This is a genomic window from Cyclobacteriaceae bacterium (assembly GCA_030584025.1).
GTDB lineage: Bacteria > Bacteroidota > Bacteroidia > Cytophagales > Cyclobacteriaceae > UBA2336.
This window is the reverse complement of sequence record CP129487.1, coordinates 1,452,577-1,477,631: the sequence shown is the minus strand read 5'-3', so window position 1 is coordinate 1,477,631 and position 25,055 is coordinate 1,452,577. Positions and strand designations below refer to the sequence as shown.

Sequence of the window (25,055 nt, the reverse complement as noted above, 5' to 3'; positions counted from 1 at the left end):
ATAATCCTTTTTATTTAACATTGCATCAATACTACTTATGAATCATCCGTTACATCCGCTCAATAATTTACGCCATGATCTTCCGGCCTCCATTGTAGTCTTTCTTGTGGCACTACCATTGTGCCTTGGCGTGGCGCTTGCATCAGGTGCTCCACTCTTTTCAGGAATTATTGCCGGCTTTGTTGGCGGAATGGTAGTGGCCTCCTACAGTAAATCTGCACTTAGTGTAAGCGGTCCCGCTGCCGGCCTAACTACTATAGTATTTGCGGCCATTCAACAACTGGGTGAATACCCGGTATTTCTGACTGCCGTAGTATTGGCTGGAATTATTCAATTGATTCTCGGTTTTGTTAAAGCCGGAACCATAGGCAATTACTTTCCCTCTTCGGTTATCAAAGGAATGTTGGCTGCAATTGGGCTAACCCTTATTCTTAAGCAAATACCCCACGCAGTTGGTTACGACAGTGATTTTATCGGAGACGAAAACTTTGTGCAAGCCGATGGTGAAAACACCTTTACGGAAATACTTAAAGCAATCGACTACATTCAGCCGGGAGCTGCTATCATATGTCTCGTATCCATAGTGATCTTACTGCTTTGGGAAAGGCCATTCATCCGACAAGCAACTTTTTCCAAAATTATTCCGGCTCCGTTGGTTGTTGTTATGGTTGGAATTATGCTTAATGAAATTTTCAGAAGTTATAGCACCGACTTGCTGATTTTGCCGGAGCACCTTGTATCCTTACCTGTTGCGGATAGCGTAGGTGCATTCTTCGGACAATTTACTTTTCCTGTACTTTCTGCACTTACTAATCCGGATGTATGGATTGTGGCTATTACCATTGCCGTAGTAGCCAGCCTTGAATCGCTATTAAGCATTGATGCCATCGATAAACTGGATCCGTATAAACGCCTTACTCCTTTAAACCATGAACTTAAAGCTCAGGGGCTCGGTAACATCGTGAGCGGTTTGATTGGCGGCCTGCCGGTTACGTCCGTGATAGTAAGAAGTTCGGCTAACGTAGGCTCCGGAGCCCGAACCAAAACATCGGCTATTGCGCATGGTAGCTTGTTATTGATCACAGCCATGCTTATTCCGAATTTATTAAACAAAATTCCACTGGCCAGTCTCGCAGCCATATTGCTGATGGTGGGTTGGAAACTCACCAAACCAGCATTGGTAATCGATATGTTCAGGAAAGGTTGGGCACAATTTATTCCATTTGCAGTAACCATCCTGGCAATATTGTTCACCAATCTGCTTCAAGGTATTTTTATCGGGTTAGGAATCGGGTTGATCTTCGTACTCAAATCCAATTTTCACCAGGCATTGTTCTGTGTCAAAGAGGGCAATCGATACCTGGTAAGGCTCACCAAAGATGTTTCATTTTTGAACAAGGCGCTGCTGCGAAACACCCTCCGCGAAATTCCTGACAACAGTCATGTGATTATTGATGGATCGCGCTCAACATTTATTGACAACGACATTATCGAAACGATTCAGGACTTTCAACAATCAGCCATAACCCGAAATATACACGTGGAGTTAAATCAATCCGTGTCCGCCTCAAACCCGATTTTTAAATCATGACCACCCGCGAACGAATTTTATTGGAAAGCAAAGCCTGGGTGCAGGAGAAACTCGCCCTTGATAAAGGATACTTTAAACGCCTATCGGCTATGCACAATCCTGAGTTACTTTGGATTGGATCTTCCGATAGTCTTGTGCCGGTACGCGAAATCACCAACACAGAGCCCGGAGAAATTCTGGTTTACCGGAATGTGGGCAACTTGGTTAAAGAAAATGATCTAAGCTTGATGGCCCTTTTGCAAGATGCGCTGGAAGTATCCAGAATTAAATACATCATTGTATGTGGCTATAGCCATTGCAGCAGTTTACGGGAAGTAATTCAGGGAACAGAAAAGCCCTTGTTACGGGAGTGGCTGGTTGACTTACGGGCCACTTATGAACTTCATCATCAGGAATTGGATCCCCTACCCTATGAACAAAAAGAACAACGCCTTGCGGAATTAAATATTGAACAACAAGTTAAAAACCTAAGTAAGCTGGACTTAATTCAGAAGGCCTGGAAACATGGCACCTATCCGAAACTTTACGGCTGGTATTTTGACTTGAACACAGGTTTGTTTAATGAGATTACCCACATTGATCCGGCAGAACCATTTAACCTTCCATCCAACTAGGCTTCTTCTTTGATTCAGGCTATTATATTTGCAGCAAAATAAGGAGAATGAAAAATTTTGTTGAAGAGTTGCGTTGGCGGGGCATGTTACACGACATCATGCCAGGTACTGAGGAGCAGCTACAAAAAGAACCAACAGGCGGATACATTGGCTTTGACCCTACGGCAGATTCCTTGCACATTGGTCACCTCGCCCAAATCATGACCTTGGTACATTTCCAGCAATGCGGACACAAGCCCTTTGCACTGGTGGGTGGCGCTACTGGCATGGTAGGCGATCCTTCCGGAAAATCTGCTGAGCGCAACCTGTTGTCAGAAGAAGTGCTGCAGCATAATGTAACCTGCGTGAAAAATCAGTTGGAAAAGTTTCTTGACTTTGGGGCAGGCGTATCTGGTGCCGAGATGGTGAACAATTACGATTGGTTTAAGGATTTTCGTTTTCTGGATTTTATACGCGATGTGGGTAAGCACATCACCATCAATTACATGATGGCCAAAGATTCTGTTAAGAATCGACTCGAAACTGGTTTGTCGTTTACTGAGTTCAGTTACCAGTTGGTACAGGGTTATGATTTCTACTACCTCTACACACATAAAAACTGCAAGCTGCAAATGGGAGGCTCAGACCAGTGGGGAAATATTGTTACCGGAACAGAACTCATCAGACGAAAATCAAATGGTGATGCCTTTGCCCTTACTACACCCCTGATTAAAAAAGCCGATGGAACAAAATTCGGAAAAACGGAAGGTGGAAACGTTTGGCTAGACCCCAAGAAAACATCTCCGTATGCGTTCTATCAGTTCTGGCTTAATACTTCCGATGAAGATGCGGTGAATTACATCAAAATTTTCACACTGAAAGAACAGGAAGAAATTGAGGCCTTGATTCGTATGCACCAGGAAGCACCACACAAACGCGAGTTACAGCAAGCCTTAGCGAAGGATATTACCATTCGTGTTCATTCCCAGGCTGATTACGATCAAGCGGTTAAAGCATCGGGTATTTTGTTTGGCAACTCAACCACAGAAGACCTGGAAAGTCTGGATGAAGAAACATTGCTGGCTATTATGGATGGCGTACCAAAAGCTACCATCAGCAGACAGGTTTGGGAACAGCAACCGGGTGTGGTCGATTTACTTTCTGAAATAACCGGCAACTTAATCTTCCCCTCAAAAGGTGAAGCACGCAAAATGATACAGGGTGGAGGTGTAAGTCTGAATAAGGTTAAAGTGTCTGATGCGACCGCGAAAGCCGAACAAGCCTTGCTGCACAACAAATACCTGTTGGCACAAAAAGGGAAGAAAAACTATTACTTGATTACTGTGGAGTAGCCATTCACGATGTTTAACCACATAGAAATATAGGCACATAGCTTTCACAATTCTATGTTACCTATGTGCCTATGTGGTTTTATTATTGAAACAAGCTAAGAAAATAGTCTTATTACTTAAGAAAGTTCCAGCCTAACGATACTTGAAATACGCGGCTTTTTGCTTCTTCACCATCAGCCTGATCGTTGATGTCCTGAACACCAATGTTATAACGAACATCAACATTGAGTCCAAACGGAAAATCCCAACCGCCTCCAAGAGAAACAGAAATATCACTATTCTTATAATACTCCTTAACATCATAGCTGAAATCCTGACCAATTAGGTCTGTTCCCTTCATCTCGCCATCCAATAAAAATCCGAATTGAGGACCAGCTTGAATGTTCAATCCACTGACCACATAAAATTTCAGCATAATAGGAATACTGAGATAGGTAAAATTAGTTTTGTAATCACCTAAAAGTGTCTCTTTTGCGTCAGTGCTTTGTGTGAAAAGTAGCACTTCAGGCTGAATGGCCACCTTCGAAAATTTTCCTCTCACAAAAACACCGGCATGATAGCCTGTACGGGAATCATAACTGGCTTCCGGATCATCCACTTTAAGGTTTGCCAGGTTCAATCCACCTTTTAAACCAAAGGCTGCCTGGGCCAAAACATGACTACTCGCGAATACTGCGAATAAAAGAAATGCAAAGCAGGAAATGATTGATTTACTCTTCATGTTTAAAAAAGTTGGTTACAATGCTAAATTACTAGATAAAGTAATTAGTAACCTTCATAGATTTCAAATGTCCGATAATCGGCTTTATGGTAAGATGAATTGCTTTTCAACTAGGAGGAATATCAAAAATGGATTAGATACAAAAAGAAAGAGGCTATCTTTTCGAGATAGCCTCTTTTCTCTCTTATTACTAAAATTAATTTCTACCTAAATAAACAGAGATACCAACATTTAGACCAAATGCGCCACCTTCACGGTCACCCCCAAATAATGTATAGTTCAAGTTAGGTTCAATAGCTACAGCATCATTCAAAAATATTGCATAACCAACCTCTAATGGAATTTGACTTGCAGAAGCTTCTCCAGCCTTTTCAAAAAGGAATCCCGCTCCAGCAAAAATTTTACCATCAAAGTAATACCGGGCAAAAGGTCCAATACCAACCCATGCATCATCGGCCTCACTAAATTTGTAGAGGGATAGGTTCAGACCAACTGCCAGGTTTTCAGCAAAGAAATAACCACCTTTTACACCCACATTAAATTCACTAAAATCACCAGCATCTTCATTGTAGGAAGTAAAGTCGAAGCTTGAGGCTCCATTAATAATTATTGTTCCTTGCTCAATCTGAGCAGACGCAGCAAATACTGTAATTGCTGCAAAAAGTGTCAATAGTGTTTTTTTCATAGTAATTTGGGTTTGAATTTTAAGTTTAACAAAAATAAATAAAAAGTCTAATTGTCAAATAGTTATGTAATATTTAAGTAAGGTTATTTACCGATCTTGATGATCTTATATCCCAAGGAAACCTGAATTACCTGATTTTTAACGGCTTCATAGGCAGGATCGTTGTCATCAATTTTAGATAACCCCAGGTTATAGCGAGCATCGATGGTTAGTCCAAAAGGAAGATCCCAACCAGCGCCAATACCCAAACTCAAGTCAGAACCCTTGAAACTGCTTTTAACATTATCACCATCAATTTCAGCCCTGCTTAAAAAGCCAAACTGTGGCCCTACCTGCAGGTTGATACCAGCTATGGTATAGAGTTTTAGCATGACCGGAATGTTGATGTAATCAAAATTACCTTCCCCTTTTCCTGAGTCAAATGTGGCTTTCGATCCTTGTTGCGAAAAGATTAATTCTGGTTGAATACCAATCTTAGAAAACTTGACTAGTGCAAATGCACCACCATGAAAACCAGTTTTACCTTTCACACTTTCACCGAATTCAGTAGCATCAAACTTTGCAAAATTTAATCCGCCCTTTATCCCAACTGCAAACTGCGCCTGCGCCATGGCCGCACCCGCAGTAATAAGGATAGCAAAAAATAAGAGATTGATTTTTTTCATAGTTATTTGGTTTATGCAAAGATATAAGACAATTACTGTACCAATACGTAAATCATCAGAACTGGTTTAATAAAGTTAGGGATACCGGATATGGAACGGTAGTCTTAATTCCACTAATTGACTGATTTTCAATACCAATGGTTGTTAATGCATGTTCATTCCCTGCCCAGGCCCTACGGGCAATTCCGTTGTTCACATCAAAATAAAGCATGCTCCTCAACTTTCGATCAGCTGCGGCTGTGCCATCCAACAATAGCCCAAAACCACCGTTGATTACTTCACCCCAACCTACTCCCCCGCCATTGTGAATGGAGACCCAGGTAGCGCCTCTAAAGGAGTCACCAATCACATTATGAATGGCCATATCGGCTGTAAATTTTGATCCATCGTAAATATTCGAAGTCTCGCGGAAGGGACTATCCGTACCAGATACGTCATGATGATCACGACCCAGTACAACTGTTCCGATTTTTCCTTCCCTGATCGCCTGATTAAATGCCGCTGCAATTTTTATCCTGCCGGCTGCATCTGCATATAATATTCTTGCCTGCGAACCCACCACCAAACGGTTGGTCTTTGCGTGTTTAATCCAGTTTATATTATCAATTAATTGTCCATGTATTTCTTCAGGAGCCTGTGTTAACAACTCCTCCATCACCTTCAGTGCCAGGTTATCCGTATAATCGAGATCTTCTTCTTTACCGGAAGTGCACACCCAGCGAAACGGACCGAATCCATAATCGAAACACATGGGTCCCATAATGTCCTGCACATAGGATGGATACCTGAAATCAATACCATCAGCAGCCATTACTTCGGCCCCGGCACGCGAAGCCTCCAGCAAAAAGGCATTGCCATAATCAAAAAAGTAAGTGCCCTTTGCTGCATGTTTATTAATGGCCGTGGCCTGCCTGCGTAATGATTCCTGAACGTGCTTTTTAAATACTTCCGGGTCACTGGCCATCAATCGGTTTGATTCTTCAAAGCTTAACCCCGCGGGATAATACCCACCCGCCCAAGGATTATGCAACGAGGTTTGATCAGAACCCAGATCAACAAAAATATTTTCTGTATCAAAGCGCTCCCACACATCCACAATATTTCCCCGGTAAGCCAACGAAACAACTTCTTTCTCCTGCTTTGCCTTTCTTACGCGATCAACAAGTTGATCAAGATCATCACAAATTTCATCCACCCAACCTTGTACATGACGCTTTTCGGTTGCTTTATCATTAACCTCCGCTACCACCGTAATGCATCCGGCAATATTGCCGGCCTTGGGTTGCGCACCGCTCATGCCCCCTAACCCAGATGTCAGAAATAGCTTTCCTGCAAGCCCCTCGCCTGCTTTTGAAATTTTGCGTCCGGCATTAAGCACGGTAATCGTTGTGCCGTGAACAATGCCTTGCGGACCGATATACATATATGATCCGGCTGTCATCTGGCCGTATTGCGTAACACCTAATGCATTGTACCGCTCCCAATCATCTTGTTTGGAATAATTCGGAATCATCATACCGTTTGTTACCACCACACGCGGTGCATCGGGTGATGACGGAAACAAACCCATCGGGTGGCCAGAGTACATGTGCAGCGTTTGTTCATCCGTCATGGTAGCGAGGTACTGCATGGTTAGTAAATATTGCGCCCAGTTTTGGAATACGGCTCCATTTCCGCCATACGTAATCAGTTCATGTGGGTGTTGGGCTACGGCCGGATCCAGGTTATTCTGAATCATCAGCATAATGGCACCTGCCTGCTTCGATTTGCATGGATATTCATGCAACGGCCGGGCAAACATCTCATAATCAGGACGGAACCGATACATATAAATCCGTCCGTATGTTTGCAATTCGTTAAAGAACTCTTTGGCTAATACTTCATGATGCTTTGGATGAAAATACCGCAAGGCATTTCTTACAGCAAGCTTTTTTTCGTCCGGTGTAAGTATGTCTTTACGCTTAGGTGCATGGTTTATGGTAGGATCATAAGGCTTTGCTGGAGGAAGTTCATCCGGTATGCCCTGAAGGATGGCGTCTGTAAATGCGCTCATGAAAGTTTCGTGTGTTCGTTTAGGGTGAAATCGATGGCTTTGTAATTGGATTTGGTGTACTTGTAGCCAATATCAAATATCTCCTTACCTTTTGCGAGATCAAATGTACTGAACTTGCCCAGATCGGGAGGTTCGATTACCTGGTTGCAATACGTTTTGCTTTTTGTTGTATTCACATTGATGGCAATCAATAAACTTCTTTCCGTAACATCCTTTACGCTGTTTATATCGAATCGTTGTGCTACCGGGTTGCAATGACTTCCAATAATAAAATCACACTTCCCTACCAATGGCCTTACCGGCAGGTTATCCATAATACCACCATCTACATATACATTTCCATTTTGCTTTACCGGGTTGAACAGGGCAGGTATGGTCGATGATGCCAACACAGCAGGTATCAATTCACCCTCCTCAAAATAGACAACTTTACCCAACCTGATCTCCGTTGCAGCAACGGTTAACGGAATTTTCAACGCACTAAAATTATTTTCAGGCATGCACCTGCACATCATTTCTTTAAAACCATCCATGCTTAGCAAACCTGTCCAAGCCCATGCCGGTCGCACAGATTTCAAGAACCCCATTTGCGAAATTCGATCAAGAATCTCATCCGGGGTATACCCGTAACAATAAAATGCTCCGGCAATTGAACCCGCGCTAGTACCTGCTACATGGTAGAACCTCAAACCAAATTCTTCCAACGCCTTGATTACGCCCAAATGAGCAAAACCGCGCGCCCCTCCACCCGAAAGCACTAAACCAATCTTCATAATTCAGCAAGTTTAAAAGTTTGATCCAGTCGTACACCTTTTTCCGTATGCTTCACGGTACAACATTCGTGTATGGGATCATGCTCAAAAAATAATACATATCCATAATCAGCTGCTTCTTTCAGAAACCGCTCTTTCTCTTCCAATGTAATCAGTGGCCTGGTGTCGTACCCCATTACATAGGGCAATGGAAGGTGACCGACCGATGGAAGCAAGTCAGCCATATAACACACCGTCTTTCCTTTGTAGCGGATCATGGGAATCATCATTTTATCGGTATGACCGGAAGCAAAGAAAATATTGAACTGATTAAATGGTGATTCACCGTGTTGATCAATAAACTCAAGCTGCCCGCTTTCTTTCATGGGTAAGATGTTCTCTTTCAGAAAGCTTGCCTTCTCGCGGGCGTTGGGTTGGGTAGCCCATTTCCAATGATCTTCGTTCGACCAGTACCGCGCATTTTTAAAAGTCAATTCAAGTTTCTTCCCTACTTTTTTTACACCACCTCCACAATGATCGAAATGCAGGTGTGTCAGGAACATGTCGGTTATATCATTTTCAGAAAATCCTGCGCGGTTAATTGATTTAATCAGATTGTCGTCACCATGTAGGTAATAATGGCCAAAAAACTTCTCATCCTGCTTATTGCCGATTCCGTTATCAATTAAAATTAACCGATCACCATCTTCAATTAACAGGCACCGCATCGCCCAGGTGCAAAGATTATTCTCATCAGCCGGATTGGTTCGTTGCCATAGTGATTTCGGTACTACACCAAACATGGCGCCACCATCCAACTTAAAAAATCCGGTATCGATTACGTGAAGTTTCATTGTACATTCAAGTTAGAAAGTAGTCTCCCAAAGGTAAAAAGAATCTGAAGGGAATAAATACCGTAGTAAAACAAAAGAGCTTGCCTTCATATAAAGACAAGCTCTTACTTAAATGTTCGTCTGATTCTTAAGCCTTAATCACAAGCCAGATCCGCCAGGTATTCATCTCGTTCAATTTCCATTGCATCTATATACTCCTCAATGTTGTCATAACCAGCATCGTCCATAGTTTGTTGAATGATACTACACGATTGTCCCCTCCGGATAAGTTCGATGAAATCCGCATACGAACTTTCAATACCTGCACAATCTTCAGCGGATATTGCCTCTGTCATCGCTTCAAATATCGGTCCGATTTCAATAACTACCCGATTACAATCCACGCTATCATCATCTCCACATGAAACAAACATAAAGAGGCCGGCTAGTACGAATACAGATAAAATTTTTGAAAAGAAATTAACGGATGCATTTTTCACTTGATTCAAATTAAGGTTAAACAATAAGTACACATACACCAATCGATAGGTATAGTTTTTTAAAGATACAATAAGATCATAGGTAATAACACAATATCAGACCAAATAATGAATACGGGTCATGAATTGAATCCAATGGCTACAAGTAGTAGGCGTTTGAGCTAATACTTTATTCTTTCACAACACCCATTGAAGAGAACTTGGCAATACGCTCTTCAATGCGTTGATCAGCAGAAACAGCTTTAAGCTCTTTTGCGGTAGACAGAATGACCTTCTTTATTTCATTAGCCATCCATTTTACATCAGTATGGGCACCTCCGAGAGGCTCTCTAATAATCCCATCAATCATTTTATGCTCAAGCATATCTTTAGCGGTGAGCTTCAATACTTCAGCAGCCTGCTCTTTGTAATCCCAACTGCGCCAAAGAATAGATGAACAGGACTCGGGTGAAATTACGGAGTACCAGGTGTTCTCCAGCATGAACACACGATCACCAATACCAATACCAAGTGCTCCACCAGAAGCTCCCTCACCAATAATAATGCAGATTACAGGAACCTTCAGCATAAACATCTCTTTCAGGTTGCGGGCAATAGCCTCCCCTTGTCCGCGCTCTTCTGCTTCCAGTCCGGGAAAAGCACCCGGTGTATCAATGAAAGTAACGATTGGCTTATTGAATTTCTCTGCGATCTTCATCAGGCGTAACGCTTTGCGATAGCCTTCAGGATTGGCCATGCCGAAATTACGAATCTGACGTTGTTTTGTATTGCGACCTTTCTGCTGACCGATGAGCATAAAGGTTTGACCATCTATAGTCCCCAGGCCACCCACCATGGCTTTATCATCCGATACGCTGCGATCGCCATGCAGTTCAATAAAATCGGAGGTTATTTCATAGATGTAATCGAGTGTATAGGGCCTGTCGGGGTGGCGGGAAAGTTGAACACGCTGCCAACCGGTCAGGTTTTCGAACGTTTCCTTTTTCAGATCGAGTATTTTCTTCTCCAACGCCTTGATGGCATTGTTTACAGATTTATCGTTATCACCGGCCAACTGCTTCATGTCGTTTAACTTGGCTTCGAGTTCGGCAATGGGTTTCTCAAATTCCAACAGCATAGCTCAATTTTCTTGAGGCACAAAGTTAACAGGATTGAGCAATAATGGAATGTAAACGGTTTAAATCACATAAAATACAAAAGCCCTGCAACCATTTGGTTTACAGGGCTTTTGCGGTCCGGACGGGACTCGAACCCGCGACCTCCTGCGTGACAGGCAGGCATTCTAACCAGCTGAACTACCGGACCTCTTTAGAATCCCTTTTTAATTATCCGGCATTCTAACCTCCCGATAACTATCGGGAGAACTACCGGACCTTGAAAGGGAGTGCAAAGATAGCTTTGGCGTTGGTTTCTCCAAAAATTAGTTTCAATAAAAATTAAACACTTTTTACCGATTGGTCTGACTGTCGATCCGCAGCTTTTGAATCATAATCGGGCTGATGGCATCGGCATAAACACCATACGCGTCAACCAAAACTCCCTTCACGCCAGAAGTGGAAGATATAGCAAACAGAATCGAACTGTCATCCGGACTAGTCATCCCTTCAAACCGGTGTACCTCATCCACATGAAACTCTTCAGGAGCTAACCGTAACCGCAATGGTGGACATTCTATCCATTCAGGGTGAAGATTAAAGTCGTGCGTGTAGCCCCTAGATTTTAGGGCCTTCAACGCAACCGAAAGTGATTCATACGTTGTCATGATTATTTAAGAAAAGCAGAATACATCCAAACCAATTTCTCCTGTTCCCGAATGTAATCGCTCATCAGGGCGTTGGTACCTTCATCGTCAGCTTCGGCAGAAAGCCTCAGCAACTCGCGTTCTTTCACCAACAAAACTTTAAACCCATCCACCACAGCTTTTACAGCCTGCATGCCATCCGAAACATTTTTGCTTTCTTTTATCTCCGAATTTTTGATGTAATCCGAGAATGTATGAAACGGTGTATGCCCTAACGTTAAAATACGTTCGGCTATCTCATCAATCTTGACCAACGCATTGGTGTACAACTCCTCAAATTTGGCGTGCAGTTCAAAAAACTTCTCTCCTTTTATATTCCAATGGAAGCCACGTGCGTTCAGGTAAAATACCTGGTAGTTGGCCAGCAAATCGTTTAAGTCTTCAGCTAATTTCTGTGTATCCTTTGTTGCTAATCCAATTTGATTTGTCTTTGTCATGATTGCATCTGTTTAGTTAAAAATACTACTTTTATAACACAAATGCCGATGAAAAAAGTCACCTGTTTTGCATTTATCCTGCTCTTGATACTGTCATCGTGCAGCAAATCAACCACCACAACCACGGTGGTAAAACCACGCTATCACCGCACGTGGTACAAGAATCATGTGTACAAAAAGAAGTGGCAGGTTTGGCGGATAAAATTTCAGCCCGAGAAACAAGGCGTAAAAAAAGTGAGGATGAAGGGGTAACGAAACGCTACTGTAAACCCTTTAATACCAGGTCAATATTCTTCCTGAAGAAAAATTTCAACGGACTAATCTGATTGATATGCCCCGTTACAATAGAGCCTAACAAAACAGTAGTGAACAGATTGGAAATATCGCGGGTAGAAGATGACTTGGTGATTTCTTTTCTGAAGATGGCTTCCAGCGTAAACTTTTCCAACATCTGATCCAGCGATTGGATTTCAAGCAGGTGTATATCCTTTCTTTCCGGATGCAGGATAACCTTCTCCTCCACCTTTACCGGAAAAGGTTTTGGGGTACGCTTTACATCCGCCAGGTAACCCAGCAAGCTGAGCATCAGGCCGGGATGCTTTTCACAGGCCTCGCTCAGCTTATCGCTCAGGTAATAAATTCCTTGTATGCCCTCTTTTGGTTTTTCACTTAACTCAACAGCCCGGTCAAGGCACCAGATGCGAAAATAATAGAGTAACAAATCCTCTTTCTGCGGGAAGTATTTAAAGAATGTAACCTTGCTCACCTTAACACGGGCGCATAGCTCGTCCACATATAAATCAGCAAACGGGCGCTTGCCAATCAGCTTCAAGGTGCTGTCCAGAATATGAACTTTAAGGCGGGCGGCCTTCTCTTTTCGTAATCCCATACCGAAACTTAACTTAAGTTTGGATTAATTAATACTTTAGCGGATTCGTAACCAAAATAATTATGGTAAAGCGCGCTTTCTTCCTTTCAGTTGTTATTGTTGTCGTTACCTGTATCTCGTGTAAACGGTCGGAACCCGTTACCGGACTTGTGGCCGACTCGGCCATGGTGGTGTCGGCTCACCCACTGGCATCGAAAGTTGGGGTAGAAATTTTAAAGAAAGGAGGCAACGCGGTTGATGCAGCAATCGCTACGCAACTGGCGTTGGCTGTTGTCTTTCCGGCTGCCGGTAACATTGGCGGAGGAGGTTTTATGGTATTGCGCAATGCCGATGGGGAAATTGCTGCCTTGGATTTTCGTGAGAAAGCCCCCGCAGCAGCCACCACCAATATGTATCTTGATTCGGCCGGGAATGTTATAGAAACCCTGAGCACAGCTGGGCACCTCGCCAATGGTGTACCGGGTGCAGTGGCCGGCATGGTGGAAGGGCATAAAAAGTATGGATCACTTCCGTGGAAAGATATTGTACAGCCAGCCATTGATCTGGCGTTGAACGGGTTTCCGCTTACTGAACGTGAAGCACGCGGTTTAAATGCATTGAAAGAAAATCTGTTAAAGTATAACACGGTTACTCCCGATTTTCTCATTCGTGAGCAATGGAATACCGGTGACACCATTTACTGGAAAGACCTGGGCCATACTCTTGAGCGCATTCGTGATGAGGGGCGTGTTGGTTTTTACGAGGGCAAGACTGCTGATGATATTGTGGCTGAGATGCAACGCGGCAACGGATTAATTACGCATGAAGATTTGAAAAACTACGAGGCCGTGTGGCGTGATCCGATAACGGCCACATACAAGGATTACAAAATCATTTCAATGCCACCCTCAAGCAGTGGTGGAATTTGCCTCGTACAACTTTTGAAGTCTGTTGAGCCTTACCCGATCAACGAATGGGGTTTCAACTCACCTAAAACCGTTCACCTGATGGTGGAAGCCGAGCGCAGGGTATATGCCGATCGTTCCAAATACCTGGGCGATCCGGATTTTTTTGAAGTACCTGTTGAGCAATTGCTTTCAGAGACTTACAACCGCGAACGAATGAAGACGTTCAATCCTGAAAAAGCTACACCTAGTGACTCCATCAAACCTGGAGTTATCACCGGTTATGAATCGGAGGAAACCACACACTTATCCGTTGTGGATAAAGATGGTAACGCGGTCTCCATCACTACCACCATCAATGGCTGGTATGGAAATTTCGTTGTGGTAGCGGGTTCCGGATTTTTCCTGAACAATGAAATGGACGACTTCAGTTCAAAGCCCGGTGTACCCAACATGTTTGGTGTACTCGGTGGTGAAGCCAATAAAATTGAACCCAACAAGCGCATGCTTAGCGCGATGACACCAACCATCGTAGAGAAAGATGGAAAGCTATTTATGGTGGTGGGCACACCCGGAGGAAGCACGATTATTACATCTGTCTTTCAGACTATTCTGAATGTGGTAGAGCATGGCATGGGTATGCAAGAGGCGGTAAACGCTGGTCGCGTTCATAGCCAGTGGTACCCCGATGTGATTGCACCGGAATACAAAGCCATTACCGAAAAAGATAGTTTGAAACTTGTTTCCATGGGCCATACATTCAATTCGCGCAGGGCGATTGGCCGTGTGGATGCCATTCTGGTTTTACCTGATGGTAAACTGGAAGGCGGGGCAGATCCACGAGGGGATGATGCAGCTGATGGATACTAACGGGTTGCGTGTTACGCGTTACAGGTTGTGGGTTTGCGGGTCTGATTTAATTCTTTTTGATCGTGAATTCCACTCTTCTGTTCAGCATTCTGCCTTCTTCCGTATCATTGTTGGCTACGGGTTTTGACCCACCATATCCTTTACCTGTAATTCGCTTTTTATCAATGCCTTTTGAAACCAGGTATTCTTTTACGCGATTAACACGCTGTTGAGAAAGCTCCATTAACTGGCGGAATGAACCTCGGTTATCGGTATGACCGGAAAGTTCAATTTCAACATGTTCGTTCGATTGCATAAAAGATACTACCAGATCGAGCTCCTGATATGATTCAGGTAACAACGCAGGCTTGCTTTGCGCGAACAATACGCTCTTCAAGTTAACTGTTGCTCCAATTTCAATGGGCTGCAATCTAAAATTCATTTCAAGCTCTTTCAGCTCCAGCGTGTGCAGATCAAGTTTTTCAAATGAACTGATATAACCGGGTGCCGTAACTTCCAGCGTATAAGATTCTGTTGAAGGCACTTTCAACGAATAGCCCTGACCGTTTTGTGTGGCGGCCGGATAAGAACCGGTTGGTGACGTAAATTTCAAACTGGCTTGAACAGGTTGATCGTTGGAGGCACTCACCACCTTTCCAAAAATCTTCACTTCATTTTCACCAATAACCTCTTCATATTTCTGTTCACGGATTTTTATCACCGTATCCGGAGGAACAACGGCAATCAGACTTGAATCTCTTTTCTCCGGAATGAAGTACCGGATATCACCATACCCATCGCTGTTGGTGGTTGATGTAAACAAAGAATACCCCAACCGTTCAAATGGTCTGAAAAACAATTCACGGCCGGATGAATTAAAGGATGTTCCCAGATTAACCGGTTCAGACCAATTCTGAAATGAATCATCCAATCGGGTGCTGGAGTAAATATCAAAACTACCTACTCCTCTTCTTCCGTTGCTGGAAAAATACAACGTGCTTCCATCAGCACTTAACGAGGGGCACAACTCCTGAAATTGTGTATTGATTGTTGATCCCAGGTTTTTCGGTTCGCTCCATTTTCCATCATTTCCTTTTATGGAAACGTAAATATCTTCAACACCACGTGTACCGTAGGTTTCTGCACTATAAACAAACACGCGACCATCCGGAGTAATTTGTCCGCTTTGGATCGATGATTTATTCTGGAAATATGGAATATAAATATTTTCCGGTGTTGACCATCCCGCGCCACTCTTTCGCGAAATGGAAATGCCTTGTGTACGGGCTTCACCTGAGGGGTCGTAATGACTGAGCAGAAAAAGCTGTGTTCCATCTGCTGAAAATCCGGCCACGCCATTGTAACCGCGATGATTAAGCGCTGGTCCGGCATGCACGGGCGCTGACCATCCGTTGCCCAACCACTGCGACACCCAGATATCACCGGGGTCGCGCTGTCCGCCAACATTCTGCGGATGATGGCTTAGGGTGACATACAAGGTCTTTCCATCAGGCGAGACAACGGGGTTTTGCTCATCATAGGTAGAATTGACCAGCGAAAATGAATTTGAAGAAAACAAGGTTTGCGAAAATCCATCAACGCATTGTAGAAACAGAATGAAAACTAAAGTAACTCTAAGCATAACCATACCGCATTACCGGCTTACCCATTTATTATCACGAATTGAAAAACGCCAAAGCAAGTTAGCATCCTCACCGGCATAATCAATGCCAATTCGTTTGCTTATATCAAGTTGCCGGGCAGACACTTTTTTGCCAATATCTTCAATCCAAACATCATCATTCCACAACACTTTTCCATTCCACGACCGATCAATGCCTAATGCACGGGTTAATTTGCCCGGACCGGAGGTAAGTTGATGAACCGGTACATCACCTCTTCGTTCAATCATAATCTCTACGCCTTGCAACGGTTCAACCGCACGAACCAAAACAGCCTCGGCAATTCCTTCGCGATTAGTTACCACATTGAACAAGTGGTGCATACCATAACACAAATAAACATAGGCTTTGCCACCGGCATCAAACATTACTTCATTCCGCAGCGTTTTTCGGCCATTGTAGGCGTGACAACCACGCTCCTTCCACGAATAGGCCTCCGTTTCAACAATGATGCCGGAAGATACCTGACCTTTTATGCTGGTAATCAACACTTTGCCCAGTAAATCACGGGCAATGGTAGTCACATTTCTCCGGTGGTAAAATGAGGGCTGAAGCTTCATGCGTTAACCTTTCGCAAACCAAAAGAATCGCTAATTTTACGACCCTCAAACGTTTAAACCCTAAAAAATGATAAGTACCATGAAAAAAATGCTGACTCTTTTGTTACTGGTGGTATTTGCTGCCGCTGAAGCTCAAATACAGACGCCAGCCGCAAGCCCTGCTGCCAGTGTAAGCACCACCGTTGGCCTTACCGATGTAAAAATCAACTACGCCCGCCCAAAAATGAAAGGACGAAAAATTTTCGGTGAGGGAGGTGATTTCCTTGTACCCTACGGTCAGCTTTGGCGCACCGGTGCCAATGCGGGTACCGTAATCAGCTTTGGTGATGAAGTTACCGTTGGTGGCAAAAGCCTGAAAAAAGGTGACTACCTGTTGTTAACTATTCCTGGCGCAGACGAGTGGACAGTAATTCTATACAGCGATCCTTCCATGGGTGGAAACACCCCAGCATACGATCAATCAAAAGATGCCGTAAGACTCACTGCAAAACCTGCAAAACTTGCTGACCGCGTTGAGACTTTTACCGTAAACATTGCTGACATCTCTGATGATAACACCAAAGCGAATATTGAAGTAGCATGGGAAAACACATCAGTGAAATTCGGCATTACCGTTGATTACGACAGCAAAGTAATGAAGTCGATCGAAGCCGGTACACGCGTGAGCCCGGGTAATTACATTGCTGCCGCCAACTACTACTTTGAAAACGGCAAAGACCTGAAGAAGGCATTGGAGTGGATTACCATTGGTATTGAAACCGGTAATCGCGATGCATTCTGGAATATTCATACTAAAGCAAAAATTCAGCATGCATTAGGCGATTATGCTGGCGCATTAGCAACTGCACAACAATCGCTTGACAAAGCAAAAGCAGCACCCAGCGATTTCGGTTATGTAAAACTGAATGAAGACCTGATGGCGAAAATCACTGCAGAAATGCCTAAGACTCCCGCCAAAAAGAAGAAGTAATTCATTCTTTTAAGCGCAACAAAAAAAGGCAGCCCAATAGGGCTGCCTTTTTTTTGAATCTCAAATATGAGTATCCGATTTTAATTCTAAATGTTTCCGTCATTGCGCCTGCCTGCTGCAGGCAGGAGCGCTAGCGAAGCAATCCCAATATAGTATCCGGGATTAGATTGCTTCGGTCGTGCCTCCCTCGCAATGACGGCCGATCTTTACTCTAGGACTTTAAACGGATACTCACAATCTCAAATTTGATTTTACTCTACTTTCTTAAGCTTCTCTTTGTTCAGGGTTTCTGTGCCATTCTTCAAATTTCCATTCACATCCAACTCCACAATTTCATAGTTCAGGCGTTTTAACCCTGGTAAAATTTTATTCTTATCTCCTACCAGAAGAATACTCATGTTATCGGGCTTAATCCACTTTGCGGCCAATGCATCCACTTCAGCTTTGGTCAGGTTGGCAAGAATTCGGTTTTGCTCATCCACGTAATTGGCCGGAAGGTCATAGCGAAGTATTCTGCCAATAAAGCCTGCCTTTTGAAAACCGGTTTCATACAACAACGCATCACGTTGCCCAAGGGCGCTTTTCATAAATGACAGTTCGTCATTGGTAATACCACCTTTCGCATATTGTGTAAGCTCGTTCATAACTTCATACAGGGCACTGTCGGTAGCATCTGCTCTAATGCCCGAACTAAATGAAAACGAACCGCTGTACTTATCAGCAGAAAAACCGCTGCGGGCACCGTACGTCCAACCTTTATCTTCGCGCAGGTTAATGTTCAATCGACTATTGAATGAACCGCCTAATACGTAGTTCATCAGCATCGCGCGGTAATACTCACCGGTTGCATCATAGGTAAGGCCGGTTAACCCTCCTACCCTGAATTGTGTTTGCGCGGCACGCGGTACATCAACCAAATAGATTCGTGTCTTCTCAGCTGAAGGTTTGGTGTCTACTTTTGGTAACTTGATCTCCTTGTTAGGGAGTTTCTTCAAGAAATTAAGCTTACCAAGTATTTCATTCTGACTCACATCACCTACCACAACTACCTCCATCCCGCGCGAGGTCATGTAATTGTTATAATACGCTTCCACATCTTTCAGCGCAAGATTCTTCACGGAATGTTCCGTTCCAAACTCACTCATGCCTAGTATATGGTTACCGCCATAATTCATTTTATCAAATACTTCACTGGCTATGGTAGCCGGTTGTGCTTTACGTTGGCGGAATCCTTCCAGCGATTGCTTCTGCAGGCGACTGAACGCTTCTTCTGTAAACTTTGGTTGGAACATCCGCTCTTCCAGCAATACCAATGTTTTATCCAGGTTTTTCTTCAACGTTTGCACCGTAAACGAAATACCATCTACACTGCTACTTACATTTACTGAACTGCCCAGTTTCTGAAGCTCGGCTTGCATTTGCTCGGCAGAATAATTCTTTGTGTCTTCGTTCATCATGGCCGCAAACATACGGGCAAGTCCAACCTTAGCCGTATCATATGCTTGCAACAGATGCCCACCCGGAATGGTTATTGACATCGTTACAACGGGTAACTCATTACTTACCGTACCTATTACTTTCGCACCATTATCAAGGTCTTTACGCCAGAAAGCTGGAACAGCAACAACCGGATTCGGACCGCTGCCAGGAATCTTGCTGCGATCGAAGTTATCTTTTGGCTTTACATAGGTTAAACCGGCATAACCGTAATCCGGTGCTTTATATCCGTCCGTTTTAACTGTGTAATTATCCGGAGCTACAACATTTGATTCCTGACCTTTGGGAACCACACTTACAATCACAGATGGTTTACCTTTCAGGTATTGATTGTACACCCGTAATACATCTTGCTTTTTGACGCGTGTATAGCGCTCAAGTTCTTTTGCAATCTGATTAGGATTACCCGTATAGGTTTGGTAAGCGGCTAACTGCGATACCTTTCCACTAACGCTTTGCAACCGGTTTATATACTGCGATTCAAAAGCACCCACAAATTTCTCAATATCATCATCGGTAACGCCACGGGTTTCAAAACTCTTAATGCCATCATCAATCATTTTCTTTGATTCAGCCAAGGTTTTTCCCGGGGCCGGAGTAAGGCTTATGGCAAATTCACCGGCCAACTCACTTGTCCGATTGAAGGCGAACGCATTCAGAGCATATTGATCCTTAATGATCTGCTGATAAAAAACTGAATTCTTACCCTGACCCAAAATTTGCGCGAGGCAAGCCAGCGGTGCCTCATCTTCATGATAGGTTGGTACAGACGGGAATGTAATGGATAATTGCGGGGTACGGGCGTAGTTATCAACTAAGGTTACGTACCGATCACCTTCAAGTACAGGTGCCGGTATTTTCATGTTCTTTACTTCGGGGCCACGAGGAATAGAGCCGAAATACTTTTCAACCAGCTTTACAATTTCAGCAGGCTTAACATCACCACCAACAGTTAGGGTGGCATTGTTCGGGCCATACCAACGAAGGAAAAAGTTTTTCAAGTCGTTAACATCTACCCGGTTCAGGTCTTCAATGTAACCAATGGTTAGCCACGAGTATGGATGGCCATAAGGATAGAGGTTTTTAGCAGTCACCTCACCTACCAACCCGTACGGGCGGTTATCGTAATTCTGGCCTCGTTCATTCTTCACGGTTTCGCGTTGGATTTCGAACTTGCGCTGCGTTACCGCATCCAATAAAAATCCCATACGGTCGGCTTCCAGCCATAAAATTTTCTCTACCTGGTTATTCGGAATGGTTTGGTAATAATTTGTGCGGTCACGATTAGTCGATCCATTTAAGGTTCCGCCAGCCTCAGTAATGATTTTAAAATGCTGCTCATCACCAACGTTATCGCTTCCCTGAAACATCATGTGCTCAAAGAAATGGGCAAACCCCGACTTTCCGATTTCTTCACGCGCTGAACCCACATGGTACGTTACGTCTACATGAACAACTGGGTCGCTATGATCTTCATGGATAACCAAAGTAAGGCCATTGGGCAACACGTACTTTTCATACGGGATAACCAACTGGCTTCCCCTCTTCTCTACCTTTTCAACAAGCTTTGTCTGGGCATTAACCAAAAAGGGGATAATCAGCACAAGGCCTGTAATAATTCTGTTGAATTGTTTCATATGGTTTTCTGGATTTTAGCATGAACAAGTATGTTAAAATCAGGATGTCCGGCAAGAGAAATTACAGGATTGGCAAATGGCTTCGAATTGATTTTTCGTGTATCCTTGTCTCAGGACACCATGAAAAGCAATCACTTCGATTATATCGTTATCGGTTCTGGATTCGGAGGGTCGGTTTCGGCTATGCGGTTAGCTGAAAAGGGATACCGGGTTTTGGTTGTTGAAAAAGGGAAGCGATGGAAATCACAGGATTTCCCTAAGTCCAACTGGAACCTGAAAAAGTATCTTTGGCTTCCTGCCCTGCATTGGTTCGGATTTTTGAGACTCAGTTTTTTCAAAGAAGTATTTATTCTTAGTGGTGTTGGCGTGGGAGGCGGATCGTTGGTATATGCCAACACGCACATGATGCCCCCCGATGCATTTTTTAATAATCCCGTTTGGTCTGGAATCAAAGATTGGAAAAACATCCTTTCGCCACATTATGAAACCGCCCGCTTCATGCTGGGCAGTGAAAAGTATAAAAAAGAAAATGCCGAAGACCTTGTGCTAAAGGAAATTGCTGAAGAGATGGGCCGCGGGCATACCTACGATCGTGTTGACCATGTTGGCGTTTACCTCGGTGATCCCAAAAAGGAAATTGATCCTTATTTTAAAGGATTGGGTCCTAAACGAAAGGGATGCATTGAATGTGCCGGCTGTATGGTCGGCTGCCGGTATGAAGCCAAAAACACGCTTGACAAAAACTACTTATGGTTTGCTGAAAATCTTTTTGGCGCTACCGTACTTGCCGAAACAGAAACCATCAGGATTGAGGTTCAGGAAGATCAGACCTACAAAATTCTAACCCGAACCAGTACAGGGTTTATAAAGAACACACAAACATTTACCGCCAATGGCATTGTGGTGAGTGGCGGTGTGTTGGGAACGCTTGATCTGTTACTCAAGCAAAAACACGTACACAAAACTTTACCCAACCTATCCGATAAATTGGGTCATAACCTGCTCACCAATTCGGAAATGCTTTCGGGTGTAGTAGCAGCCGACCGGAAATTAAATCATGGACTTGCCATCAGCACCGTCTTCAATCCGGATGAGCATACGCATATTGAGCTATGCAAATTTCCGGATAAGTCTGGCGCGATGATTCGATTGGCTACCATGGCTGCCGGAAATGGAAATCCGATCGTGCGAACACTGAAAATGCTGGGCAACATCATTACGCATCCTATTGATTTTTTCCGGTCATTGTTCCAGCGCAATGTCGCGAAGAATTCAGTCATCTTCCTCATCATGCAATCGTTACCCAACGCGATGCGCATGAAACTGAAGCGTGGTTTGTTCGGGCATTCGTTATCTTTTAAAAATGATAGTGGCGAAAAAGTACCCAGCTACATACCCATTGGGCAGGAGGTGCTTTACAAATACGCAGCAAAAGTAAATGGGGTACCGCAAAATGCATTCAGCGAAGTGGTGTTTGGGTTAGCCTCAACTGCGCATATTCTTGGTGGCTGCCCGATGGGAAAAACAAAGGAAGAAGGTGTGGTAAATGAAAACTTTGAAGTACACGGGCACAAAAACTTTTACATCCTTGATGGATCCATTGTGCCCTGCAACCTGGGGGTAAACCCTTCCCTGACCATAACTGCGCTGAGCGAATATGCCATGAGCCATATTCCGGTAAAACCCGGAACAACCGCCAAAACACTTAGCGAAAGGCTGGACGATATAAAAATTAACTGATTCTTTATATCTTTAATTGTGCAACAGCAATGGATCATATTGCTAGTCCTCGTTTTGGTAATGGCATGTACTAAACAAAAGCCGGTAGTCACGGACAGTGCACCGGTTATTCAAAACGTACCCGAACCACGTTATATCTTTCCTCAGGATGCCTTTGCCTTTACACCAAAATCAGATACAACGGAACAACCATGGATGAAAGATCATCACTTTGGTAAATTTTTTCAGGATCGGGCTGAATTTTTTGTTATTCAGAATTCTAAATCTGAAATTTTTGGAACACCGGTTAAAACAATCGTTTTGTATTATCTGGATGAACAACATTGCCAATCGAAGTTCATCTTATCGGAAAATATTGCAGATAAACTCATCGCACGTTATGGAACGTTCAGCCTGACTGCGTTGGATGACTACAACCGCGAATTGGCAGAGAATGAAAACGTATTGATAGAAGAAAATGGAAGTAAAAAATTGAACCGAGCTTTTACACACGTTGAACTTTCGTGGAAACTTAACGATAAGATTGTTCGTTTTCGATTGAATGAACAACACAAAACAGAACCGTTTGTGTACACCGAGCATGTTCCGGAATATCAGAACTTATACCGTTCGGTAGAAATGGCCAGCCTCTAAGATTTCGATTTCAGAAAAAGCTGAAGTAGTAATCCGGTTACGATCACAATAGCACAACCGATGATGTTGTATAACAGGAATGCAAGATCGGTAAAGAAATAGCAATACAACACAACCAATTCAGCCAGAATAGCCGCCCAAAAAACGGCAGTACCCTGAACACGCTTTACATAAAACGCAGTAAGAAATATACCGAGAATGGTTCCGTAAAATAGCGAACCTACAATGTTTACAAACTGAATCAGGTTTTCAGCAAAACTGGCCAGCATGGCAAACACCATCGCCAGTAAAGCCCACATAATGGTAAACCCACGCGATGCTTTCAGGTAATGCTCGGGCGAAGCCTTTCGGTTAATAGAACGTCTGTAGATATCAGATGCGGTTGTAGAGGATAATGCACTGAGTTCCCCTGCCATTGACGACATAGCCGCCAGAAACATAACGGCCAGCAACAACCCGATAATGCCATGAGGGAAATTATTCAATACAAAGTTTAGGAAGATGTAATCACGATCTTGAGTCTTGGCTGATGGAATTGCCGCCTGGATAGTTTCCTTAACAGCATTACGAACGGATTTCTCCTTTTCTGTAATTTCCCAAACCTCGCGTTTCGCGTTGGCAATCCCCTCAGTATTTTCTGTATGAATGGACTCCACAAGTTGATCTACAGCCGTCCGTTTTTCTGAATAAATCGTATTATACTCCGCTTCAAGTTCGTTCAATACAACAGCCTTTTCTGTTTGCATGGCCCGCTCTTTCAACACCTGGTTGTGAAATACCGGGGGTTGATGAAACAGGTAAAATACAAACACCAAAACCCCGATAAACAGAATGATGAACTGCATGGGGATTTTCAACAAGCCATTGAACATCAACCCCAACCTGCTTTCGGCTATAGATTTACCGCCAAGATATCGACCCACTTGCGATTGGTCTGTGCCGAAATAAGAGAGAAATAAAAACGTACCGGCAATCAACCCCGACCAGATGTTATACCGGTCATTAATGTTAAACTCTAATTCAACCAGGTTCAACTTTCCCAACTCACCTGCAATCTGTACGGTATCGGAAAACGAAATAGAATCGGGTAACATGGTAAAGGCCAGAATTCCGGCCAAAATCATTCCGCCCATCACAACAGAAAGCTGCATGCGCTGCGTTAAGCTCACCGCCCGCGATCCGCCCGACACACTATAAACAATCACCATTACCCCGATGAGCAATGTGGTGGCGGTGATCGGCCAACCCAAAATGGTTGATAACACCAACGATGGCGCAAAGATGGTAATGCCGGCAGATAGTCCGCGTAACAACAAAAACAACCCGGCTGTTAGCGACCGTGTTTTTAAGTCGAAGCGCGACTCCAGGTACTCGTAAGCGGTGAGAACATTGAGCTTGTAATAAATGGGAACAAAGGTTACGGAGATGATGATCATCGCCAGCGGCAAACCAAAATAGAATTGCAAAAACCGCATGCCGTCTTCTATGGCCTGCCCGGGTGTAGATAAAAAAGTAATGGCACTGGCTTGTGTGGCCATAATGGAAATACCAATCATCCACCATTTGAGTGATCCGTCTCCCTTCAGGTAGCTCTCCATGGTTTTGTTACCACGGGTTTTCCATACTCCGTACGAAACAATAATCAGGATAACACCAAAAAGAACAATCCAATCAATCAGGCTCATGAAAACAACAGGGTTAACCAGAGATACAAAACGATTTGAAACAGCA

Annotated in this window: 23 protein-coding genes and 1 tRNA gene; 8 read left to right on the top strand and 16 right to left on the bottom strand. The window is 43.7% G+C overall.

The window, feature by feature from the left end:
• The first annotated feature begins 37 nt into the window (after positions 1-37).
• From QY309_06910 to tyrS, 3 genes are read left to right on the top strand one after another with little or no spacing between them, the layout of a single operon-like run.
• Positions 38-1,591, top strand: coding sequence for a SulP family inorganic anion transporter (locus QY309_06910; protein WKZ61206.1), 1,554 nt, complete (start codon positions 38-40; stop codon positions 1,589-1,591).
• The gene (locus tag QY309_06905; GenBank protein ID WKZ61205.1) at positions 1,588-2,205 is read left to right on the top strand and encodes a carbonic anhydrase; all 618 of its coding nucleotides are present in this window, start codon (positions 1,588-1,590) and stop codon (positions 2,203-2,205) included. Before QY309_06910 ends, QY309_06905 begins: the two co-directional genes overlap by 4 nt.
• Before the next feature lie 47 nt (positions 2,206-2,252).
• The gene (gene tyrS, locus QY309_06900; protein ID WKZ61204.1) at positions 2,253-3,536 is read left to right on the top strand and encodes a tyrosine--tRNA ligase; all 1,284 of its coding nucleotides are present in this window, start codon (positions 2,253-2,255) and stop codon (positions 3,534-3,536) included.
• A 112-nt stretch (positions 3,537-3,648) separates the two neighbouring features.
• Here tyrS and QY309_06895 read toward each other — a convergent pair whose 3' ends face one another.
• From QY309_06895 to QY309_06845, 11 genes are all read right to left on the bottom strand, one after another.
• The gene (locus QY309_06895; GenBank protein ID WKZ61203.1) at positions 3,649-4,257 is read right to left on the bottom strand and encodes a porin family protein; all 609 of its coding nucleotides are present in this window, start codon (positions 4,255-4,257) and stop codon (positions 3,649-3,651) included.
• A 196-nt stretch (positions 4,258-4,453) separates the two neighbouring features.
• Positions 4,454-4,942, bottom strand: a complete 489-nt coding sequence (locus tag QY309_06890; protein WKZ61202.1) for a hypothetical protein — start codon at positions 4,940-4,942, stop codon at positions 4,454-4,456.
• Between the two features lie 83 nt (positions 4,943-5,025).
• The gene (locus tag QY309_06885) at positions 5,026-5,607 is read right to left on the bottom strand and encodes a porin family protein (protein WKZ61201.1); all 582 of its coding nucleotides are present in this window, start codon (positions 5,605-5,607) and stop codon (positions 5,026-5,028) included.
• Positions 5,608-5,662: 55 nt separating this feature from the next.
• On the bottom strand, positions 5,663-7,660 hold the full coding sequence (locus QY309_06880) for a urocanate hydratase (GenBank protein ID WKZ61200.1): 1,998 nt from the start codon (positions 7,658-7,660) through the stop codon (positions 5,663-5,665).
• Positions 7,657-8,433, bottom strand: a complete 777-nt coding sequence (locus tag QY309_06875; GenBank protein ID WKZ61199.1) for a patatin-like phospholipase family protein — start codon at positions 8,431-8,433, stop codon at positions 7,657-7,659. The genes QY309_06880 and QY309_06875 overlap by 4 nt, the downstream gene beginning before the upstream one ends.
• Positions 8,430-9,266: an MBL fold metallo-hydrolase gene (locus QY309_06870; GenBank protein ID WKZ61198.1), complete on the bottom strand. Its 837-nt coding sequence runs from the start codon at positions 9,264-9,266 to the stop codon at positions 8,430-8,432. Before QY309_06870 ends, QY309_06875 begins: the two co-directional genes overlap by 4 nt.
• 134 nt (positions 9,267-9,400) lie before the next feature.
• Complete coding sequence (locus QY309_06865) at positions 9,401-9,745, bottom strand: hypothetical protein (protein WKZ61197.1); 345 nt, start codon at positions 9,743-9,745, stop codon at positions 9,401-9,403.
• A gap of 169 nt (positions 9,746-9,914) precedes the next feature.
• On the bottom strand, positions 9,915-10,862 hold the full coding sequence (locus QY309_06860) for an acetyl-CoA carboxylase carboxyltransferase subunit alpha (protein WKZ61196.1): 948 nt from the start codon (positions 10,860-10,862) through the stop codon (positions 9,915-9,917).
• A gap of 114 nt (positions 10,863-10,976) precedes the next feature.
• Positions 10,977-11,050: transfer RNA gene (locus tag QY309_06855), tRNA-Asp, on the bottom strand.
• Positions 11,051-11,192: 142 nt separating this feature from the next.
• The gene (locus QY309_06850) at positions 11,193-11,507 is read right to left on the bottom strand and encodes a phosphoribosylpyrophosphate synthetase (protein ID WKZ61195.1); all 315 of its coding nucleotides are present in this window, start codon (positions 11,505-11,507) and stop codon (positions 11,193-11,195) included.
• Between the two features lie 2 nt (positions 11,508-11,509).
• Positions 11,510-11,983: a Dps family protein gene (locus QY309_06845; GenBank protein ID WKZ61194.1), complete on the bottom strand. Its 474-nt coding sequence runs from the start codon at positions 11,981-11,983 to the stop codon at positions 11,510-11,512.
• A 48-nt stretch (positions 11,984-12,031) separates the two neighbouring features.
• Here QY309_06845 and QY309_06840 point away from each other — a divergent pair, with 48 nt between their 5' ends.
• Entirely contained in the window at positions 12,032-12,235 is a 204-nt protein-coding gene (locus QY309_06840) for a hypothetical protein (protein WKZ61193.1), read from the top strand.
• Between the two features lie 7 nt (positions 12,236-12,242).
• Here the strand turns inward: QY309_06840 and QY309_06835 are convergent, their stop codons facing one another.
• Complete coding sequence (locus QY309_06835; GenBank protein WKZ61192.1) at positions 12,243-12,872, bottom strand: helix-turn-helix domain-containing protein; 630 nt, start codon at positions 12,870-12,872, stop codon at positions 12,243-12,245.
• A gap of 62 nt (positions 12,873-12,934) precedes the next feature.
• Between QY309_06835 and ggt the strand changes: the two genes are divergently transcribed.
• On the top strand, positions 12,935-14,626 hold the full coding sequence (gene ggt / locus QY309_06830; protein WKZ61191.1) for a gamma-glutamyltransferase: 1,692 nt from the start codon (positions 12,935-12,937) through the stop codon (positions 14,624-14,626).
• Between the two features lie 46 nt (positions 14,627-14,672).
• Here the strand turns inward: ggt and QY309_06825 are convergent, their stop codons facing one another.
• Both QY309_06825 and QY309_06820 read right to left on the bottom strand, forming a co-directional pair.
• Complete coding sequence (locus QY309_06825; GenBank protein ID WKZ61190.1) at positions 14,673-16,247, bottom strand: OmpA family protein; 1,575 nt, start codon at positions 16,245-16,247, stop codon at positions 14,673-14,675.
• Between the two features lie 12 nt (positions 16,248-16,259).
• Complete coding sequence (locus QY309_06820; protein ID WKZ61189.1) at positions 16,260-16,847, bottom strand: DNA-3-methyladenine glycosylase; 588 nt, start codon at positions 16,845-16,847, stop codon at positions 16,260-16,262.
• A gap of 79 nt (positions 16,848-16,926) precedes the next feature.
• Here QY309_06820 and QY309_06815 point away from each other — a divergent pair, with 79 nt between their 5' ends.
• A complete protein-coding gene (locus QY309_06815) occupies positions 16,927-17,817 on the top strand; it encodes a DUF2911 domain-containing protein (GenBank protein WKZ61188.1) in 891 nt (296 codons plus the stop codon).
• A 251-nt stretch (positions 17,818-18,068) separates the two neighbouring features.
• Here QY309_06815 and QY309_06810 read toward each other — a convergent pair whose 3' ends face one another.
• Positions 18,069-20,951: a pitrilysin family protein gene (locus QY309_06810; protein ID WKZ61187.1), complete on the bottom strand. Its 2,883-nt coding sequence runs from the start codon at positions 20,949-20,951 to the stop codon at positions 18,069-18,071.
• Between the two features lie 30 nt (positions 20,952-20,981).
• Here QY309_06810 and QY309_06805 point away from each other — a divergent pair, with 30 nt between their 5' ends.
• Together QY309_06805 and QY309_06800 are read left to right on the top strand one after the other, a co-directional pair.
• Positions 20,982-22,691, top strand: a complete 1,710-nt coding sequence (locus QY309_06805; protein ID WKZ61186.1) for a GMC oxidoreductase — start codon at positions 20,982-20,984, stop codon at positions 22,689-22,691.
• 60 nt (positions 22,692-22,751) lie between these two features.
• Positions 22,752-23,324 (top strand): hypothetical protein, encoded by a 573-nt coding sequence (locus tag QY309_06800; GenBank protein WKZ61185.1) that lies wholly within the window; start codon positions 22,752-22,754, stop codon positions 23,322-23,324.
• On the opposite strand, the gene QY309_06795 is transcribed toward QY309_06800, so the two are convergent.
• Positions 23,321-25,009, bottom strand: a complete 1,689-nt coding sequence (locus tag QY309_06795) for a sodium:solute symporter (GenBank protein WKZ61184.1) — start codon at positions 25,007-25,009, stop codon at positions 23,321-23,323. The genes QY309_06800 and QY309_06795 overlap by 4 nt on opposite strands.
• Between the last annotated feature and the right edge of the window lie 46 nt (positions 25,010-25,055).

Bases quoted from the DNA above. Each gene is read 5' to 3' on its own strand.
- QY309_06805 (WKZ61186.1), top strand. From the start codon at position 20,982: ATGTTAAAATCAGGATGTCCGGCAAGAGAAATTACAGGATTGGCAAAT.
- QY309_06910 (WKZ61206.1), top strand. From the start codon at position 38: ATGAATCATCCGTTACATCCGCTCAATAATTTACGCCATGATCTTCCG.
- QY309_06880 (WKZ61200.1), bottom strand. From the start codon at position 7,660: ATGAGCGCATTTACAGACGCCATCCTTCAGGGCATACCGGATGAACTT.
- QY309_06810 (WKZ61187.1), bottom strand. From the start codon at position 20,951: ATGAAACAATTCAACAGAATTATTACAGGCCTTGTGCTGATTATCCCC.
- QY309_06890 (WKZ61202.1), bottom strand. From the start codon at position 4,942: ATGAAAAAAACACTATTGACACTTTTTGCAGCAATTACAGTATTTGCT.
- QY309_06885 (WKZ61201.1), bottom strand. From the start codon at position 5,607: ATGAAAAAAATCAATCTCTTATTTTTTGCTATCCTTATTACTGCGGGT.
- QY309_06895 (WKZ61203.1), bottom strand. From the start codon at position 4,257: ATGAAGAGTAAATCAATCATTTCCTGCTTTGCATTTCTTTTATTCGCA.
- QY309_06845 (WKZ61194.1), bottom strand. From the start codon at position 11,983: ATGACAAAGACAAATCAAATTGGATTAGCAACAAAGGATACACAGAAA.
- QY309_06850 (WKZ61195.1), bottom strand. From the start codon at position 11,507: ATGACAACGTATGAATCACTTTCGGTTGCGTTGAAGGCCCTAAAATCT.
- QY309_06815 (WKZ61188.1), top strand. From the start codon at position 16,927: ATGAAAAAAATGCTGACTCTTTTGTTACTGGTGGTATTTGCTGCCGCT.
- QY309_06835 (WKZ61192.1), bottom strand. From the start codon at position 12,872: ATGGGATTACGAAAAGAGAAGGCCGCCCGCCTTAAAGTTCATATTCTG.
- QY309_06905 (WKZ61205.1), top strand. From the start codon at position 1,588: ATGACCACCCGCGAACGAATTTTATTGGAAAGCAAAGCCTGGGTGCAG.
- QY309_06860 (WKZ61196.1), bottom strand. From the start codon at position 10,862: ATGCTGTTGGAATTTGAGAAACCCATTGCCGAACTCGAAGCCAAGTTA.
- tyrS (WKZ61204.1), top strand. From the start codon at position 2,253: ATGAAAAATTTTGTTGAAGAGTTGCGTTGGCGGGGCATGTTACACGAC.
- QY309_06870 (WKZ61198.1), bottom strand. From the start codon at position 9,266: ATGAAACTTCACGTAATCGATACCGGATTTTTTAAGTTGGATGGTGGC.
- QY309_06795 (WKZ61184.1), bottom strand. From the start codon at position 25,009: ATGAGCCTGATTGATTGGATTGTTCTTTTTGGTGTTATCCTGATTATT.
- QY309_06800 (WKZ61185.1), top strand. From the start codon at position 22,752: ATGGCATGTACTAAACAAAAGCCGGTAGTCACGGACAGTGCACCGGTT.
- QY309_06840 (WKZ61193.1), top strand. From the start codon at position 12,032: ATGAAAAAAGTCACCTGTTTTGCATTTATCCTGCTCTTGATACTGTCA.
- QY309_06825 (WKZ61190.1), bottom strand. From the start codon at position 16,247: ATGCTTAGAGTTACTTTAGTTTTCATTCTGTTTCTACAATGCGTTGAT.
- QY309_06820 (WKZ61189.1), bottom strand. From the start codon at position 16,847: ATGAAGCTTCAGCCCTCATTTTACCACCGGAGAAATGTGACTACCATT.
- ggt (WKZ61191.1), top strand. From the start codon at position 12,935: ATGGTAAAGCGCGCTTTCTTCCTTTCAGTTGTTATTGTTGTCGTTACC.
- QY309_06875 (WKZ61199.1), bottom strand. From the start codon at position 8,433: ATGAAGATTGGTTTAGTGCTTTCGGGTGGAGGGGCGCGCGGTTTTGCT.